A 15,023-nucleotide genomic window follows, 5' to 3' on the forward strand; every position below is an offset into this window, starting at 1 on the left:
AGCTCCAATGCTCACGGACGGAACCAGTGTTGGGGGCGGGGGTCGATGTTCTGCCAGATGTGCTTGGTCTCGCGGTATTCGTCCAGCCCGCTGGGGCCGAGCTCGCGCCCGATCCCGGACTGCTTGAAACCGCCCCACTCCGCCTGCGGTACGTACGGGTGGTAGTCGTTGATCCAGACGGTGCCGTGCCGCAGCCGCTGCGCGACCCGCTGTGCCTTGCCGGCGTCCTGCGTCCAGACCGCGCCGGCCAGCCCGTAATCGGTGTCGTTGGCGATCCGGACGGCCTCGTCCTCGCTGCTGAAGGTCTCCACGGTGAGCACCGGGCCGAACGACTCGTCGCGGAGCACGCTCATCCCGGCCCGGCAGCCGTCCAGGACGGTCGGCAGGTAGTAGAAGCCGTCGGCCAGGTCGGGGTCGTCCGGCCGGCGTCCGCCGCAGCGCAGCACCGCGCCCTCGGCGACACCGGCGGCCACGTACGCCTCGACCTTGGCCAGGTGTGCCGCCGAGATCAGCGGCCCGGTCTCGGCCTTGGTGTCGAACGGCCCGCCCAGCCGGATCCGGGAGGCCCGCTCGACGACCGCGTCGACGAACCGGTCGTGGATCGACTCCTCGACGACCAGCCGCGCGCCGGCCGAGCAGACCTGGCCGGAGTGCAGGAAGACCGCGGTCAGCGCGAAGTCGACAGCGGTGTCGAAGTCGGCGTCCGCGAAGATCACATTCGGGTTCTTGCCGCCGAGCTCGAGGGCGACCCGTTTCACCGTTGCGGCGGCCGCGGCCATCAGCACCCGGCCGGTGGCCAGGCTGCCGGTGAACGAGACCAGGTCGACGTCGCGGTGTTCGGCGAGCGGGGCGCCGGCCTCCGGACCGAGGCCGAGCACCAGGTTGGCCACCCCGTCCGGCAGGCCGGCCTCGGTGAGCAGGCGGATCAGCAGGATCGCCGTCGACGGGGTCAGCTCGCTGGGCTTCAGGACGAACGTGTTGCCGGCGGCCAGGGCCGGCGCGACCTTCCACGAGGTCTGCAGCAGCGGGTAGTTCCACGGGGTGATCAGTCCGCACACGCCGATCGGCTCGTGCACGATCCGGCTGATGGCGTCGGTACGGCCGGTCTCGATGGTCCGGCCCGCGCCGGTCGCCGCGATCCCCGCGTAATAGCGGAAGCAGGCTGCTACGTCGTCCATGTCGTACTCGGCCTCGACCAGGCGTTTGCCGGTGTCGAGTGATTCGGCGCGGGCGAGTTTCGCCTTGTCCCGGGCGATCAGGTCGGCGACCCGGTGCAGCAGCGCGCCCCGCTCGATCGCCGGGGTGCGTGGCCACGGGCCCTCGTCGAAGGCCCGCCGCGCGATGCCGATCGCGGCGACGGTGTCCTCGCGGCTGCCGTCGGTCAGCGTGGCGACCAGGGTGCCGTCCGCCGGGCAGCGGATCTCGCGCAGGCCGCTCATCGAGTGGTCTCCTGCCGGTAGAAGGGCAACTCGACCGGTGCCAGGGGAGTGTTGCCCAGGATCAGGTCGGCGGCCTTCTCGGCGACCATCATGACCGGGGCGTAGATGTTGCCGTTTGTCACGTACGGCATCACCGACGCGTCGACCACCCGGAGACCTTCAACGCCGTGCACCCGCATGCTGGCCGGGTCGACCACCGACATCTCGTCGACGCCCATCTTGGCCGTGCAGGAGGGGTGCAGCGCGGTCTCGCCCTCCTTGCGTACCCAATCCAGGATCTCCTCGTCGGTCTGCACCGACGGGCCGGGCGAGGTCTCGCCGCCGTTGAAGGGCTCGAGCGCGGGCTGGTTGAGGATGGCGCGGGAAACCCGCAGGGCCTCGGCCCACTCGCGGCGGTCCTGCTCGGTGGAGAGGTAGTTGAAGCGCAGGGCCGGGTGCTCACGCGGATCCCGGCTGACGATCTTCACGCTGCCGCGGGCGTCGGAGTACATCGGGCCGACGTGCACCTGATAGCCGTGCCCGCCGGCCGGCGACGAGCCGTCGTAACGGACCGCGATCGGCAGGAAGTGGAACATCAGGTTCGGGTACGCGACCGTGTCGTTGCTGCGGACGAAACCGCCCGCCTCGAAGTGGTTGGTCGAGGCCGGTCCGCTGCGCAGGAACAGCCACTGCGCGCCGATCCACGGCCGGTGCCGCCACTTCAGGTACGGCTGCATCGACACCGGCTGGGTGCACGCGTACTGGACGTAGACCTCCAGGTGGTCCTGCAGGTTCTCGCCGACGCCGGGCAGGTCGTGGACCGGGTTGATGCCGAGGGCGGACAGTTCGGCGGCGTTGCCGACACCGGAGAGCTGCAGCACCTGGGGCGTGTTGATCGCGCCGCCGCACAGGATCACCTCGCCGGCGTGGACCCGCTTGGGGGCGCCGCGCTTGCCGGTCGTGTATTCCACGCCGACCGCTCGTTTGCCGTCGAACAGGACCCGGGTGACCAGCGCGCGGGTGCGTACCGTCAGGTTGGGCCTTTTCATCGCCGGATGGAGATAGGCGCGGGCGGCGGAGAGCCGCCGGCCGCGGCGGATGTTGCGGTCGAACGGCGCGAAACCTTCCTGGCGCACGCCGTTGACGTCGTCGGTCGGCGGGTAACCGGCCTGCTCGCTCGCCTCCAGCATGGCGGTGAACAGCGGATTGCTGGCCGGGCCGCGTTCCAGCACGAGCGGGCCGTCGTGACCGCGGAACGGGTCGTCCGGGTCGGCCGCGAGGCAGTTCTCCATCCGGTTGAAGTACGGCAGGCAGTGCGCGTAATCCCAGTCCTGCATGCCGGGGTCGGCCGCCCAGCGCTCGTAATCGAGGGGGTTGCCGCGCTGGAAGATCATGCCGTTGATGCTGCTGGAGCCGCCGAGAACCTTCCCGCGGGCGTGGTAGATACGCCGGCCGTTCATGTGCGGCTCGGGCTCCGACTGATATTTCCAGTCGTAGAAGCGGCTGCCGATCGGGAACGTCAGCGCCGCCGGCATGTGGATGAAGACGTCCCACGGGTAATCGGGGCGCCCGGCCTCCAGCACCAGGACCTTGGTGGCCGGGTCGGCGGAGAGCCGGTTGGCGAGCGCGCTGCCCGCCGAACCGCCGCCGACGATCACGAAGTCGTACTGCTGGGTCATGACTGTGCCCCTTCGGAGAGCGCGACGTGCACCATGCCGTCGGTCACCTCGACCCGGTGCGTCCGCACCGGCCTCTTCGCCGGAGGTCCGTCGACCCGGCCGGTACGCAGATCGAACGTGGAGGCGTGCAGCGGGCACTCGACCTCGCAGCCCTCCAGCCAGCCGTCCGCGAGCGAGGCGTCCTGATGGGTGCAGGTGTCGTCGATGGCGAAGACCTCGCCATCCTCGGTGTGGAAGATCGCCACCGGCGGGTCGGTCTCCCACCGGTACGCCTCACCGGGCGCGATGCTGCTGAGCGGGCAGACAGGCTGCAACATCAAGCCTCCTGAGGTACGGCACGGAGCTGGCGGCGCCACCGGGTGAAGAGCCGGGGCTGGTTCATGCCGAGCACGGCGACCGGATGCCCGCCGCGCTCGTAGACGGCGAGGAAACTGCGCTGCTCCGGGTCTCCCTCGACGATCCGGACGGTGTCGCCGGGCTCGCGGTGGCCGGCGAACTGCAGGCGTACGCCGTACTGGTCGGACCAGAAATACGGGGCCTTGCCGGTGTCCGGTGCGGCGGCGCCCAGCAGCGTCGCCACCGCGGTGGCCGGGTGGTCGAGGGCGTGGGTCCAGTGCTCGGAGCGGACCGCGCGCCCGGCGAACGGGCTGAACGCGATGGCGCAGTCACCGGTGGCGACGACGGCGGGCAGGCCGGTCGCGCCGGCCGCGTCGGTGACCACGCCGCCGTCGATGGTCAGGCCGGAGCCGGCCAGCCACTCCACATTGGGGATGGCGCCGATGCCGGCGACCACCACGTCGGCGGGGAGCCGGGTTCCGTCGGCCAGCTCGACAGCTTCTATCCGGTCCGATCCGAGCAGGGCGCTCACCGGGGTGCCGGCTTTGAGGCGTACCCCATGATCAGCGTGCAGTTGCGCGCAGAGCGCGCCCATCTCTGTCCCCAACGGACCGGCCAGGGGAGTGGGCAGGCCCTCGACGACCGTCACATCCCAGCCGAGCGAACGGGCGCTGGAGGCGACCTCGGCACCGATGAAGCCGGCGCCGATGACCACGAGGCGGCCGGTGTTGCGCAGTTCGTCACGCAGAGCGATGGCGTCGTCGAGAGTGCGCAGGGTGTGCACGCCCGCGAGACCATCGGCGTGCGCGGGCCGCCGGGCTCGGGCGCCGGTGGCGATGACCACGCCGTCGACCGGAATCTCCTGACCGTCGGTGAGATGGACGCTGCGGCCGCGCGGATCCAGCCGGGTCGCGGCGGTGCCGAGCCGCCAGTCGATGCCGAGATCGTCGTCGTCACTCAGGGCGAGATCGTCGATCGTGCAGGCGCCGGTCAGGAAATCTTTGGACAGCGGCGGGCGATCGTAGGGGTGGTGCCGCTCGGCTCCGATCGCGATGATCTGACCGGTGAAGGATTGGCCACGCAGGGCACGCGCTGCGGCCAGACCGGCGAGGGCGGCCCCGACAATCGCGACTTTCTGCACGCCGGCAACCGCCTCCGTTGTGAATCACGAAACAGCGAGTGGAATCCGCAACAGATTGCCGAGGATCTTGATCGATAGTCAAGAGAGCGAATGAAGGTGGTCCCTTCTCGCAACCTCCCCGAAACTCGTGACCTATCGTTGCGCCATGAGCAACGATCGCGAGACGGCGCCGGCTGTCGTGCAGTCCGTCGACCGCGCCCTGAGCATCCTGGAGATCCTGGCCCGCAAGCGCGGCGCCGGTGTCACCGAGATCGGCAAGGAGCTCGGTGTGCACAAGTCCACCGCGTTCCGCCTGCTCGTGGCGTTGGAGAACCGTGGTTTCGTCGAGCAGGCGCACGACCGTGGGACGTACCGTCTCGGGCTCGGCGTGGTGCGCCTCGCCGGTGCGGTGACCGCGCAGCTCGACCTGAGCCGGCAGGGCCTTGCGGCGTGTGAGCGGCTCGCCGCTGATCTGGGCGAGACCGTCAACATCGCGATCCTGGACAGCGGCCGGGCCGTGAACGTGACGCAGAGCCGGGGTGCGGCGTCGATCGCGAGTCACAACTGGGTGGGCCGGCAGACGCCGCTGCACGCGACGTCGAGCGGCAAGGTGCTTCTCGCGTTCTCGAGCGCTGGTGTCGATGGCCCGTTTGAACGTTTCACGGAGGCGACGATCGTCTCAGCAGCGGATCTTGAGGCTCAGCTTTCGACGGTCCGCTCGGCCGGCTGGGGGTTCACCGCCGAGGAGTACGAGGTCGGCCTCAACGCCGTTGCCGCGCCGATCCGTGGCGCCGACGGTTCGGTCATCGCCGCCCTGAGCGTCTCCGGGCCGGCCTACCGGCTCGCCCAGGACGACTTCCCGGAGGTCGCGAAGCGGGTGATCGCCGCGGCCGACGAGGTGAGCGGCCGGATGGGCCACGTCTCCTGATCGAAATCCGATCGTCTTGACGTGGTCACACTGCTCGGTGAAGCTGTTGCGTATTCCAGGTCGAGTTGCGCCTTGTGAAACGGGTGGCTTATGGCTCGTGTTGTCATCATCGGTGCCGGCGTGGTCGGCAGCGCCCTCGCGGACGAGCTGACCGACCGCGGCTGGACCGATGTCACCGTCGTCGACCAGGGTCCGCTGTTCGCCGCCGGCGGCTCCAGCTCGCACGCGCCGGGACTGGTCTTCCAGACGAACCCGTCGAAGACGATGACCGAGCTGGCGGCGTACACGGTGCGCAAGCTCACCGGCCTCGGCTGCTTCCTGCAGGTCGGCGGGCTGGAGGTGGCGACGACGCCGGAGCGGTGGACCGACCTCAAGCGCAAGCACGGGCTCGCCACCTCGTGGGGTGTTTCCGCCTCATTGCTGAGCCCTGATGAATGCGCCGGTCTGCACTCGCTCCTCGACCCGTCTCGTATTCTCGGCGGCTTCTACGTGCCCACCGACGGGCTGGCCCAGCCGGTCCTCGCCGTCGAGACGCAGGCGAAGCGGGCCATCTCGCGCGGGGCTCGGTTCCTCGGCTCGCACACCGTGACCGGCATCGGCCAGGAGAACGGCCGGGTCACCGGGGTGCAGACCGACAGGGGCTTCATCGCCGCCGACATCGTGGTCTGCGCCGCCGGGTTCTGGGGGCCGGCGATCGGCGAGATGGTCGGTCTGACCGTGCCGCTTCTGCCGCTGGCCCATCAGTACGCCCGAACCGGCCCGGTTCCGGCTCTGTCCGGTGCGTCGCGTTCCGGTGCTCCGCGTTCCGGTGCTCCGCGTTCCGGTGCTTCGGTGGAGGCCAGCCGGCCGATCCTGCGTCATCAGGACCAGGACCTTTATTACCGCGAGCACGGCGACCGGATCGGCATCGGTTACTACGGGCACTCGCCGATGCCCGCGTCGGTTTTCGGTCAGCCGCCGGCCATGCCGAGCGTCCTGCCGTTCACTCCGGACGACTTCGCGCCCGCCTGGCAGGAGAGCGTCGAGCTGCTGCCGGAGCTGTCCGGCACCGAGGTCGAGGAGGGGATCAACGGGATCTTCTCCTTCACCCCGGACGGTGGCCCGCTCATCGGCGAGCACCGTGAGCTCGCCGGTTTCTGGGTCGCCGAGGCTGTCTGGGTGACCCACTCGGCCGGCGTCGCCCGTGCGCTCGCCGAGTGGCTGGTCGACGGGAAGTCGAGCGTCGACCTGCGCGAGTGCGACCTGCACCGCTTCGAGGAACTGCAGCTCGCGCCGAGTTTCATCGAGGAGCGCGGCAAGCAGAACTTCGTCGAGGTCTACGACATCGTCCATCCGTTGCAGCCGATGGAGCGGCCCCGGCCGCTGCGGACCAGCCCGTTCTACTCGCGCCAGCGCGAGCTGGGCGCGGTCTTCCTTGAAGGCGCCGGGTGGGAGAGACCCTATTGGTACGAGTCGAACGGGCTTCTTCCTTCTGAGGATCTTCCGCCGCGGGACGAGTGGTCGGCGCGTTACTGGTCGCCGATCGCGGCCGTGGAAGCCGCGGTCACCCGCTCGCGGGTCGCGATGTATGACATGACTCCGTTGCGGCGGCTTGAGGTCAGCGGACCGGGCTCGCTGGAGTTCCTGCAGCGGCTGACTACCAATAATCTCGACAAATCGGTCGGATCGGTTACCTATACGCTGATGCTTGATCATCGTGGTGGGGTTCGCAGTGACCTGACGGTGGCTCGGCTCGGGCCGCAGGTCTTCCAGGTTGGTGCCAACGGTCCGCTGGATGACGACTGGATGCGGCAGCATGCTCCTGCTTCCGTGCAGGTGCGCGACATCACCGCCGGGACCTGCTGCATCGGATTGTGGGGGCCGCGGGCGCGGGATGTCCTGCAACCGCTGACCGCATCGGACTTCTCCAATTTTTCGATGAAATACTTCCGTGCACAGAAGGCCTACATCGGCGAGGTGCCGGTCACCGCCATGCGCCTGTCCTACGTCGGAGAGCTCGGCTGGGAGCTGTACACCTCCGCTGACCTGGGCCTCAAGCTCTGGGACACGCTCTGGGACGCCGGACAGGAACACGGGATCATCGCGGCCGGGCGCAGCGCCTTCAACAGCCTCCGGCTGGAGAAGGGCTACCGCGCCTGGGGCACCGACATGACGACCGAGCACGACCCGTACTCCGCGGGGCTCGGTTTTGCCGTACGCATGGACAAGGGTGACTTCATCGGCCGGCCCGCGCTCGCCTCACTCTCCGCATCTCCGTTGTCCCGGCAGCTGACCTGCCTCACGCTCGACGACCCGGCCCACGTGGTGATGGGCAAGGAGCCGGTGTTCGCCGGCGGCACCCCGGTCGGGTACGTCACCAGCGCGTCCTACGGCTACACCATCGGGCGCACCGTCGCGTACGCCTGGCTGCCCGCCTCGCTCAGCGTTCCCGGCACCGCCGTCACCGTCGAGTACTTCGGCGAGCGGCTGCCGGCGACCGTGGCGGCCGAGCCGCTGTTCGACCCGAAGATGGAACGAATCCGCTCGTGAGGAGTGGCTGTGACCGCCAGCTTGATCCCGACCCTGTCAGGCCACTACTACACCGATCCGGCGATCTTCACGCTGGAGCAGTCGCAGATCTTCGAGCGCATGTGGTTCTGTGCGGCCCGGGCCTCGGACCTGCCCCGTCCCGGCAGTTTCCAGTCGGTGGAGATCGGGCGGGAGAGCGTGCTGATCGCCCGCGGCCGGGACGGCAAGCTGCGCGCGTTCCTAAACATCTGCCGGCACCGTGGCGCGAAACTCTGCACCGAGGAGAGCGGCGAGGTGAAACGCGCGTTCCAGTGCCCGTACCACGCCTGGACGTACGGCCTGGACGGCAAACTGATCGCGGCGCCCAACCTGACCAAGATGCCGGACATCGACCGGGTCGAGTACGGCCTGGTCAATGTGGCGTTGAAGGAGTGGCTCGGATACGTCTGGGTGTGCCTGGCCGACGAGCCGCCGTCCTTCTCCGACGACGTGATGAGCGCGGTCACCGAGCGGCTGGGCACTTTGACAGCGATCGACTCGTACGAAATTGGCGATTTGGAAGTCGGCAAGCGGATCCGGTACGACGTGAAGGCCAACTGGAAGCTGATCGTCGAGAACTTCATGGAGTGTTACCACTGCGCCACGATCCACCCCGAGCTGACCGAGGTGCTCCCGGAGTTCGCCGACGGGTACGCCGCGCAGTACTACGTGGGCCACGGCGCTGAGTTCGGCACCGGCATCCAGGGCTTCACGGTCGACGGCAGTGAGGGCTTCGACAAGCTCCCCGGCATCACCGACGACCAGGACCGGCGCTATTACGCCATCACCATCAAACCGCAGGTCTTCGTCAACCTGGTCCCCGACCACATCATCTGGCACCGGATGTACCCGGTCGCCGCCGACCGCACGATCGTCGAATGCGACTGGCTGTACTCCAAGGACGTGGTCGCCTCAGGCCGGGACGTGTCCCGGTCGGTGGAGCTCTTCCACCGCGTCAACGAACAGGACTTCGACGCCTGCGAGCGCTGCCAGCCGGCGATGAGCTCCCGCGCGTACACCCGAGGCGGCGTCCTGGTCCCCTCCGAACACCACATCAGCGCCTTCCACGACTGGGTCACCACCAAAATCGCTGTGATTGACTAGCACCCATGAGCGCCGGGCCGACTGCTGCGACCCGTCCGCACAACCGCAAGCAGCTCATTGTTGAAGCGGCCGGTCAGGTGTTCAGCGAGCGTGGTTATCACGCGGCCTCGATGGAGGAGATCGCTGCCGGGGTGGGTATCAGCGCGGCCGCCCTCTACCGGCACTTCCCGAACAAGTACGCGTTGTTCGCCGAGTGCGCCAACGTGATGGTGGACCGGCTGGTGGCGGCGCTCGACGAGTCGCCGGCCGAGGCGCCTCTGAAAGACGTGCTGGCCGCGCTGACCCGGGTCACCGTCGCGCACCGCGCGGCCGGTGGGCTGTACCGGTGGGAGGCCCGTTACCTGGACCGCGACGATCGCCGGCAGTTGCGGGCGAAGTTCGGGCACGTCGTGGGGCGGGTGACCGACCTGGTGGGCCATTCGCCGGGCAGCGACCACCTGCGGGCCGCGGCGGCTCTCGGGGTGATCGGGTCGATCACCATGCATCACACCTCGATCGCCCAGCGCCGGATCGAGGACCTGCTGCTGGCGTCGGCGCTGCGGGTGTCCGGCACCGATCCGGCCGCCGCTGCCGGGACTGCGGGGCTTGTCGAGTTGCCGGCTCAGCCGGTTCCGCGTACCCGGAGGGCCGAGATCCTGGCCGCTGCCGTTCCGCTCTTCGCGCGCGACGGGTTCGCCACCGTGACGAACGGGCAGATCGCCCAGGCGGTCGGGCTGGCGCCGTCCGCGATCTACCGGCACTACCCGGGCAAGGTCGACATCCTGGTGGCCGCGTGCCTCCAGGCGGCAGGGCTGCTGTCCCAGGCGGTGGACCGGAGTCTGCGGCAGGCGGCCGACCCGCGTCAGGCCGTGGTCGCGATGACGGCGGCGTACGTGGCCTACAGCTTCGAGCACAACGCGCTGAACAGCGTCGCCGAGGCCGAGATCCGTGGTCTGCCGGCCGACCTGCGAAGGCCGTTGATCCTGGCGCAGCGGGAGTACATCGCGGTCTGGGAGCAGCAGTTACGGGCGGCCCGGCCGGAAATGGATCCGCGTCAGGCCCGGCTGCTGGTGCACGCGGGGTTCGGCGTGGTCGTGGAAACCGGGCGCGCCCTGCGCTGGCAGGACACGCCCGGTAACCGGGACACCGTCACGGCTCTGGTGGCCGGAGCTCTGACCCTTTAGCTTCCGGGACGGTTACCGGTCGGGATCGTGATCGGCGTGTACGTCGGCGAGGTCCCGTTGTTCAGGAACAGCATCGCCAGCCCCCGGACGAACTGGTCGAACACCGAGAAACTGGTCGGGATGATCGGCGACAGTCCTTCCCGGAACGCGACGTACGCCGGCCATCCGACCTCGATCAGGGTCCGCGACGCGTAATCGCGGGGTAGCTTCAGCCAGTCGCCGATCTTGTCGCTGAGCACGTACCGGGCGAACTCCCGCTGGAAGCCCTTGGTGACACCGAGGTCGACCTGGGAGACCAGGCTGAGCAGGATGTCGGCCAGGGCCACACCCTCCGGTGTCGAGCCCATGATCGGCGTCAGAACGTACGCCGACTGCGATTTCGCGGCGGCCCAGCTCGCCGGGATGAAGTCGTCGCGCACACCCAGCAGGTGCAGCGCGACCTGCCACTGGTGCAGGTACGCCTCCTCCTCCGCGGCCGACATCCGGATGCCCCACTGCTTCAGCTTGCCGTGCACATAGGTGCCGAGGCTGTGGAAGGTGACCAGGATGTCGCCGTTGCTGATCGGGATGAAGTCCTGGTCGTCGGTGACGGCCCGCCACTTCGCCGAGGTCGGCAGCAGGTGCCGCACGGCAGCGTGGGTCAGACGGGTCTTGTTCGACGTCACCACGAAACCGCCGGTGGGCTGGAAGGCGTCGAGCGCGCTCAAGTCGTACCCATAGGTGAAGGTCTTGGCCGCGCGCGACTGCATGACGGCGCCGCCCTCGGACCAGTAGACGTTCCTGGCCTCGCGCGGGATCACCGTGCTCATGATGCCGCTGCCGAGGCCGTAGAGCAGGAACAGGTACAGGCTCATGCGCTTGTTGAACTGGGCGGCGCGGGCCAGTTTCGTCTGGTCCGCCCACGACGGCAGGGTGTTGACCTGCTGGAGGTAGGTCGTGAGGCCGGCGGGCAGGCCGGCGGGCAGCGGGTCGCCGTTGGCGCGCCACGACGAGAAGGCGGCGTTGACGGCCGGGATCTGACCGTTGTCCAGGAGTGAGGCGACGAGCGGGTCGGTGGCGTCGTCCCAGACCTTCCACGGGTCGGTGACCGTGTCGACCGCGGCGATCGACTCGGCCGAGGACCATGCCCAGGCCTTGGACGGATCCGCCACAGCGGTCACTCCCAGCGCCGCGCCGAGCGTCAGAACGCTTCTTCTGCTGAGATTCTGCATTCGCTTACCTCATTCCCGATCGGCCGGATAACGCCTTGAGCACCAGTTCACACGCAGGTTTCGAGGTTCATCACTGTGTGATTTCCCATTAACATAGCGGGGTGTCCAATCATCGGCAAGGCTGGATATTCACCGGTCGCGGTTCGGCGACAGCTGCACGGCTGACCTGGTGATCTACGGCTCTGATCCCATACGGTCATCGATTAATGCCGATGTTCCGACAGGGAGGTCAGGACATGCGCATGAGCAGCCGGCCGCGGATGATCGCCGCGCTCGCCACCGTTTCTCTCATCACCGCCTGCTCCGGGAACGACGACGGCGACCCCGGCGCCGAGGGTGATGCCGCCGGGTATCCCGAGCAGAACATCACCATCGTGGTGCCGTTCAGCGCCGGCGGCCCGACCGACACGGTCACCCGCATGATCGCCGACCCGATGGCGGCCGCACTGGGCGGCAAGGTCGTCGTACAGAACGTCGAAGGCGCGGGTGGCACGGTCGGTGCCGGTGAGGTCGCACGGGCCGAGCCGGACGGATACACCGTGCTGATGCACCACATCGGGATGTCGACGGCGCCCGCCCTATACAAGGATCTGGGTTACCAGCCGCTGGCGGACTTCGAGACGGTCGGGCTCGTCACCGAGGTGCCGATGACCGTCGTGGCCCGCAACGACTTCGCGCCCGCGACGTTCCAGGACCTGGTGACCCACGTGAAGGCGAACGCCGGCACGGTAACCCTCGCCAACGCGGGCATCGGCGCCGCCTCGCACCTCTGCGGCCTGCTCTTCCAGTCGACCGCCGGCGTCAAGCTCCAGGAGGTCCCGTACCAGGGCACCGGACCGGCCCTGACCGACCTGGTCGGCGGCCAGGTCGACTTCATGTGCGATCAGACCACGAACACCAGCGGACAGATCACTGCAAAGAAGATCAAAGCGTACGCGGTAACGACCCCGGAACGAGTGAAGAGCCTGCCCGATGTGCCCACCACGGCCGAGGCCGGCATGCCGCAGCTGGCGGTCAGCGTGTGGCACGGCCTGTACGTCCCGGCGGGCACGCCGCCGGAGATCGTCGAGAAGCTGTCCGGCGCGCTGAAGACCGCGCTGGCCGACCAGGCCGTCATCGACCAGATGGCCAAGCTCGGCACGGCGCCGGTGGCAGCCGCCGACGCGACTCCGGACGCGCACCGGGCGCATCTCGAAGAGCAGCTGACGACCTGGCAGAAGATCATCTCGGACGCTGGGGTGCAGCCCTCTTGATGGAGCGCCGCCGGTCTTTCCCGGATGTGCTGGCCGGGGTCATCTTCGCCGGAATCGGCGGCGCGTTCGTCGTCGGCGCGCTCGGGTACGACCGGGGCACCGCCCTGCGGATGGGCCCCGGCTACTTCCCGCTCGTGGTCGGCGCGATCGTGGTCATTCTCGGACTCGCGATTGTCATCAAAGGGCTGGTCGCCGGGGAGGTGGCCGCGTTCGGGCCGGTGCCCTGGCGGGCGGTCGCCGCGATCACCGTCGCGGTGGTGTTCTTCGGGTTCTTCATCCGGCGCCTCGGATTCGTACCCACGTCGTTGGTGACCGCGCTGCTGGCGACGCTGGCCAGCAAGCAGGTGCGTCCGCTGGTGGCCGTGAGTGTCGCCGTCGGACTGACCACCGCGGCCACGCTGATCTTCGTGATCGGACTCCAGTTGCGCATCCCGTTGTGGGGCCTGTAGTGGACCTTCTCGACAATCTGCTCCTGGGTTTCTCAACCGCCCTGCTGATCGAAAACGTCCTCTACTGCTTCCTCGGGGTACTGCTCGGCACTGCCGTCGGCGTGCTGCCCGGCATCGGGCCGACCGCGACCGTGGCGATGCTGCTGCCGATCACCTTCAACTTCGAGCCGGTCACCGCGCTGATCATGCTGGCCGGCATCTACTACGGCGCCCAGTACGGCGGCTCGACCACCGCCATCCTGATCAACCTGCCCGGTGAGTCGTCGGCGGCAGTCACCGCGCTCGACGGCCACGAGATGGCCCGCCAGGGCAGAGCCGGCCCGGCGCTGGCCGCGGCCGCCGTCGGATCCTTCTTCGCCGGCACGGTCGCCACCGTCGTGCTGGCCGTCGCCGCCCCGCCGCTCGCCGGCGTCGCGCTGCGGTTCGGCCCGGCCGAGTACTTCTCGCTCGTCCTCTTCGGCCTGATCGTGTCGATCGCGCTGGCCCGCGGCTCGGTTCTGAAAGCCCTCGCGATGATCGCGCTCGGCGTCCTGCTCGGCACCGTCGGCCAGGACATCTACACCGGCACACCACGGTACGTTTTCGGACAGCGGGAACTGTACGGCGGCATCGACTTCGTGTCCGTTGCGGTCGGCATGTTCGGCGTCGCCGAGATCCTGCGCAACCTGGAGAACTCGCATTCCCGGGTGGCCGTGGTGGACCGCGTGACCGGCCTCTGGCCCACCGCCGAGGACCGCCGCCGGATCATCGGCCCGATCCTGCGGGGCACCGGCCTCGGCGCGGCCCTCGGCATCCTGCCCGGCGGCGGCCACGTCCTCGCCTCCTTCAGCTCGTACGCCGTGGAGAAGCGGGTCTCGCGCCGGCCGCAGGAGTTCGGGCACGGCGCGATCGAGGGGGTGGCCGGACCCGAGTCGGCGAACAACGCCGCCGCGCAGACGTCCTTCATCCCGCTGCTGACGCTGGGCCTGCCGGCCCACCCCGTGATGGCGCTGATGGTCGGCGCCTTCATCGTCCACGGCATCACCCCCGGCCCGAACGTCATCAACGACGAGCCGGCGCTGTTCTGGGGCCTGATCGCGTCGATGTGGATCGGCAACGTCCTGCTGGTCCTGCTGAACCTGCCACTGATCGGCATCTGGGTACGCATGCTGCGCATCCCGTACCAGGTCCTGTTCCCGATGATCATCCTGTTCGCGGCGGTCGGCACGTACTCGTTGAACTTCAACGCGTACGACGTGTACGCGATCGCGTTCTTCGGCCTGCTGGGCTACGTCCTGATCAAATGCGGCTGCGAGCCGGCGCCGCTCTTGCTGGGTTTCGTGCTGGGGCCGCTCCTGGAGGAGAACCTGCGCCGCGCTCTGATCATCTCCCGGGGCGACCCGTCGGTCTTCCTGACCCGCCCCATCTCAGCGGCGCTGTTGCTGCTGGCGGCGGCAGCGCTGGCGATCACAGTCCTCCCCGCCATTCGCCAACGCCGGGACACCGTCTTCACCGACGAGGAGTAACCGGCCGTTCTCAGCGCTGGCATGGAGATGACCCGGCGCCGCTCCTTCCTACCGTCGATGGCACCTCGTCATCGGCGGGGCTGTAACGGGGGAGGGCGGTGGTGCTCTCACCGTCGTGCTGGCTGCCGTGCTCACCACCGTGCTCGTTGCCGTGCTGGCTGCCTCGCTCACCACCGTGCTGGCCGTGCTCGATGCCGTGTTCGGCCTGCTCATGCTCACCGGCATGGGAGCCATGTCCGCGCCGATCACGTCACGTCACGGCGCGGCGCCTGCATGTTGGGCACGCGAGATGGCCAGTGCGTGGACTGGG

At 68.8% G+C, this 15,023-nt stretch carries 12 protein-coding genes; 7 read left to right on the forward strand and 5 right to left on the reverse strand.

Annotation, left to right across the window (positions count from 1 at the left end; all coding sequences use genetic code 11):
- Window positions 1–11: 11 nt before the first annotated feature.
- From ACQP2E_RS14090 to ACQP2E_RS14105, 4 genes are read right to left on the reverse strand one after another with little or no spacing between them, the layout of a single operon-like run.
- A complete protein-coding gene (locus tag ACQP2E_RS14090; RefSeq protein WP_433831659.1) occupies window positions 12–1,439 on the reverse strand; it encodes an aldehyde dehydrogenase family protein in 1,428 nt (475 codons plus the stop codon).
- On the reverse strand, window positions 1,436–3,097 hold the full coding sequence (betA, locus tag ACQP2E_RS14095) for a choline dehydrogenase (RefSeq protein ID WP_433831661.1): 1,662 nt from the start codon (window positions 3,095–3,097) through the stop codon (window positions 1,436–1,438). The genes ACQP2E_RS14090 and betA overlap by 4 nt, the downstream gene beginning before the upstream one ends.
- Entirely contained in the window at window positions 3,094–3,414 is a 321-nt protein-coding gene (locus ACQP2E_RS14100) for a bifunctional 3-phenylpropionate/cinnamic acid dioxygenase ferredoxin subunit (RefSeq protein WP_433831663.1), read from the reverse strand. The genes betA and ACQP2E_RS14100 overlap by 4 nt, the downstream gene beginning before the upstream one ends.
- Entirely contained in the window at window positions 3,414–4,574 is a 1,161-nt protein-coding gene (locus ACQP2E_RS14105; RefSeq protein WP_433831665.1) for an NAD(P)/FAD-dependent oxidoreductase, read from the reverse strand. The genes ACQP2E_RS14100 and ACQP2E_RS14105 overlap by 1 nt, the downstream gene beginning before the upstream one ends.
- Window positions 4,575–4,719: 145 nt before the next feature.
- Between ACQP2E_RS14105 and ACQP2E_RS14110 the strand changes: the two genes are divergently transcribed.
- From ACQP2E_RS14110 to ACQP2E_RS14125, 4 genes are all read left to right on the forward strand, one after another.
- A complete protein-coding gene (locus tag ACQP2E_RS14110; protein ID WP_433831667.1) occupies window positions 4,720–5,481 on the forward strand; it encodes an IclR family transcriptional regulator in 762 nt (253 codons plus the stop codon).
- Window positions 5,482–5,571: 90 nt separating this feature from the next.
- Window positions 5,572–8,010, forward strand: coding sequence for a GcvT family protein (locus ACQP2E_RS14115; protein WP_433831669.1), 2,439 nt, complete (start codon window positions 5,572–5,574; stop codon window positions 8,008–8,010).
- A gap of 9 nt (window positions 8,011–8,019) precedes the next feature.
- On the forward strand, window positions 8,020–9,132 hold the full coding sequence (locus tag ACQP2E_RS14120; RefSeq protein ID WP_433831671.1) for an aromatic ring-hydroxylating oxygenase subunit alpha: 1,113 nt from the start codon (window positions 8,020–8,022) through the stop codon (window positions 9,130–9,132).
- Between the two features lie 5 nt (window positions 9,133–9,137).
- The gene (locus tag ACQP2E_RS14125) at window positions 9,138–10,295 is read left to right on the forward strand and encodes a TetR/AcrR family transcriptional regulator (protein WP_433831673.1); all 1,158 of its coding nucleotides are present in this window, start codon (window positions 9,138–9,140) and stop codon (window positions 10,293–10,295) included.
- Here ACQP2E_RS14125 and ACQP2E_RS14130 read toward each other — a convergent pair.
- Window positions 10,292–11,506, reverse strand: a complete 1,215-nt coding sequence (locus tag ACQP2E_RS14130; protein ID WP_433831675.1) for an oxygenase MpaB family protein — start codon at window positions 11,504–11,506, stop codon at window positions 10,292–10,294. The two genes, ACQP2E_RS14125 and ACQP2E_RS14130, sit on opposite strands and share 4 nt — an antisense overlap.
- A 242-nt stretch (window positions 11,507–11,748) precedes the next feature.
- Here ACQP2E_RS14130 and ACQP2E_RS14135 point away from each other — a divergent pair, with 242 nt between their 5' ends.
- Genes ACQP2E_RS14135 through ACQP2E_RS14145 form a run of 3 tightly spaced genes read left to right on the forward strand, consistent with a single transcriptional unit; the run spans window position 11,749 to window position 14,713 of the window.
- Window positions 11,749–12,759 (forward strand): tripartite tricarboxylate transporter substrate-binding protein, encoded by a 1,011-nt coding sequence (locus ACQP2E_RS14135; RefSeq protein ID WP_433831677.1) that lies wholly within the window; start codon window positions 11,749–11,751, stop codon window positions 12,757–12,759.
- Window positions 12,759–13,208 (forward strand): tripartite tricarboxylate transporter TctB family protein, encoded by a 450-nt coding sequence (locus ACQP2E_RS14140; RefSeq protein ID WP_433831679.1) that lies wholly within the window; start codon window positions 12,759–12,761, stop codon window positions 13,206–13,208. Before ACQP2E_RS14135 ends, ACQP2E_RS14140 begins: the two co-directional genes overlap by 1 nt.
- Entirely contained in the window at window positions 13,208–14,713 is a 1,506-nt protein-coding gene (locus ACQP2E_RS14145; RefSeq protein WP_433831681.1) for a tripartite tricarboxylate transporter permease, read from the forward strand. Before ACQP2E_RS14140 ends, ACQP2E_RS14145 begins: the two co-directional genes overlap by 1 nt.
- The last annotated feature ends 310 nt before the right edge of the window (window positions 14,714–15,023 follow it).

Origin of the sequence: Actinoplanes sp. CA-015351 (genome assembly GCF_050955685.1) — a bacterium.
Taxonomy (GTDB): domain Bacteria; phylum Actinomycetota; class Actinomycetes; order Mycobacteriales; family Micromonosporaceae; genus Actinoplanes.

Coding starts and splice junctions, on each gene's coding strand:
- ACQP2E_RS14135 (WP_433831677.1), top strand. CDS start 11,749: ATGAGCAGCCGGCCGCGGATGATCGCCGCGCTCGCCACCGTTTCTCTC.
- ACQP2E_RS14090 (WP_433831659.1), bottom strand. CDS start 1,439: ATGAGCGGCCTGCGCGAGATCCGCTGCCCGGCGGACGGCACCCTGGTC.
- betA (WP_433831661.1), bottom strand. CDS start 3,097: ATGACCCAGCAGTACGACTTCGTGATCGTCGGCGGCGGTTCGGCGGGC.
- ACQP2E_RS14110 (WP_433831667.1), top strand. CDS start 4,720: ATGAGCAACGATCGCGAGACGGCGCCGGCTGTCGTGCAGTCCGTCGAC.
- ACQP2E_RS14100 (WP_433831663.1), bottom strand. CDS start 3,414: ATGTTGCAGCCTGTCTGCCCGCTCAGCAGCATCGCGCCCGGTGAGGCG.
- ACQP2E_RS14130 (WP_433831675.1), bottom strand. CDS start 11,506: ATGCAGAATCTCAGCAGAAGAAGCGTTCTGACGCTCGGCGCGGCGCTG.
- ACQP2E_RS14125 (WP_433831673.1), top strand. CDS start 9,138: ATGAGCGCCGGGCCGACTGCTGCGACCCGTCCGCACAACCGCAAGCAG.
- ACQP2E_RS14115 (WP_433831669.1), top strand. CDS start 5,572: ATGGCTCGTGTTGTCATCATCGGTGCCGGCGTGGTCGGCAGCGCCCTC.
- ACQP2E_RS14140 (WP_433831679.1), top strand. CDS start 12,759: ATGGAGCGCCGCCGGTCTTTCCCGGATGTGCTGGCCGGGGTCATCTTC.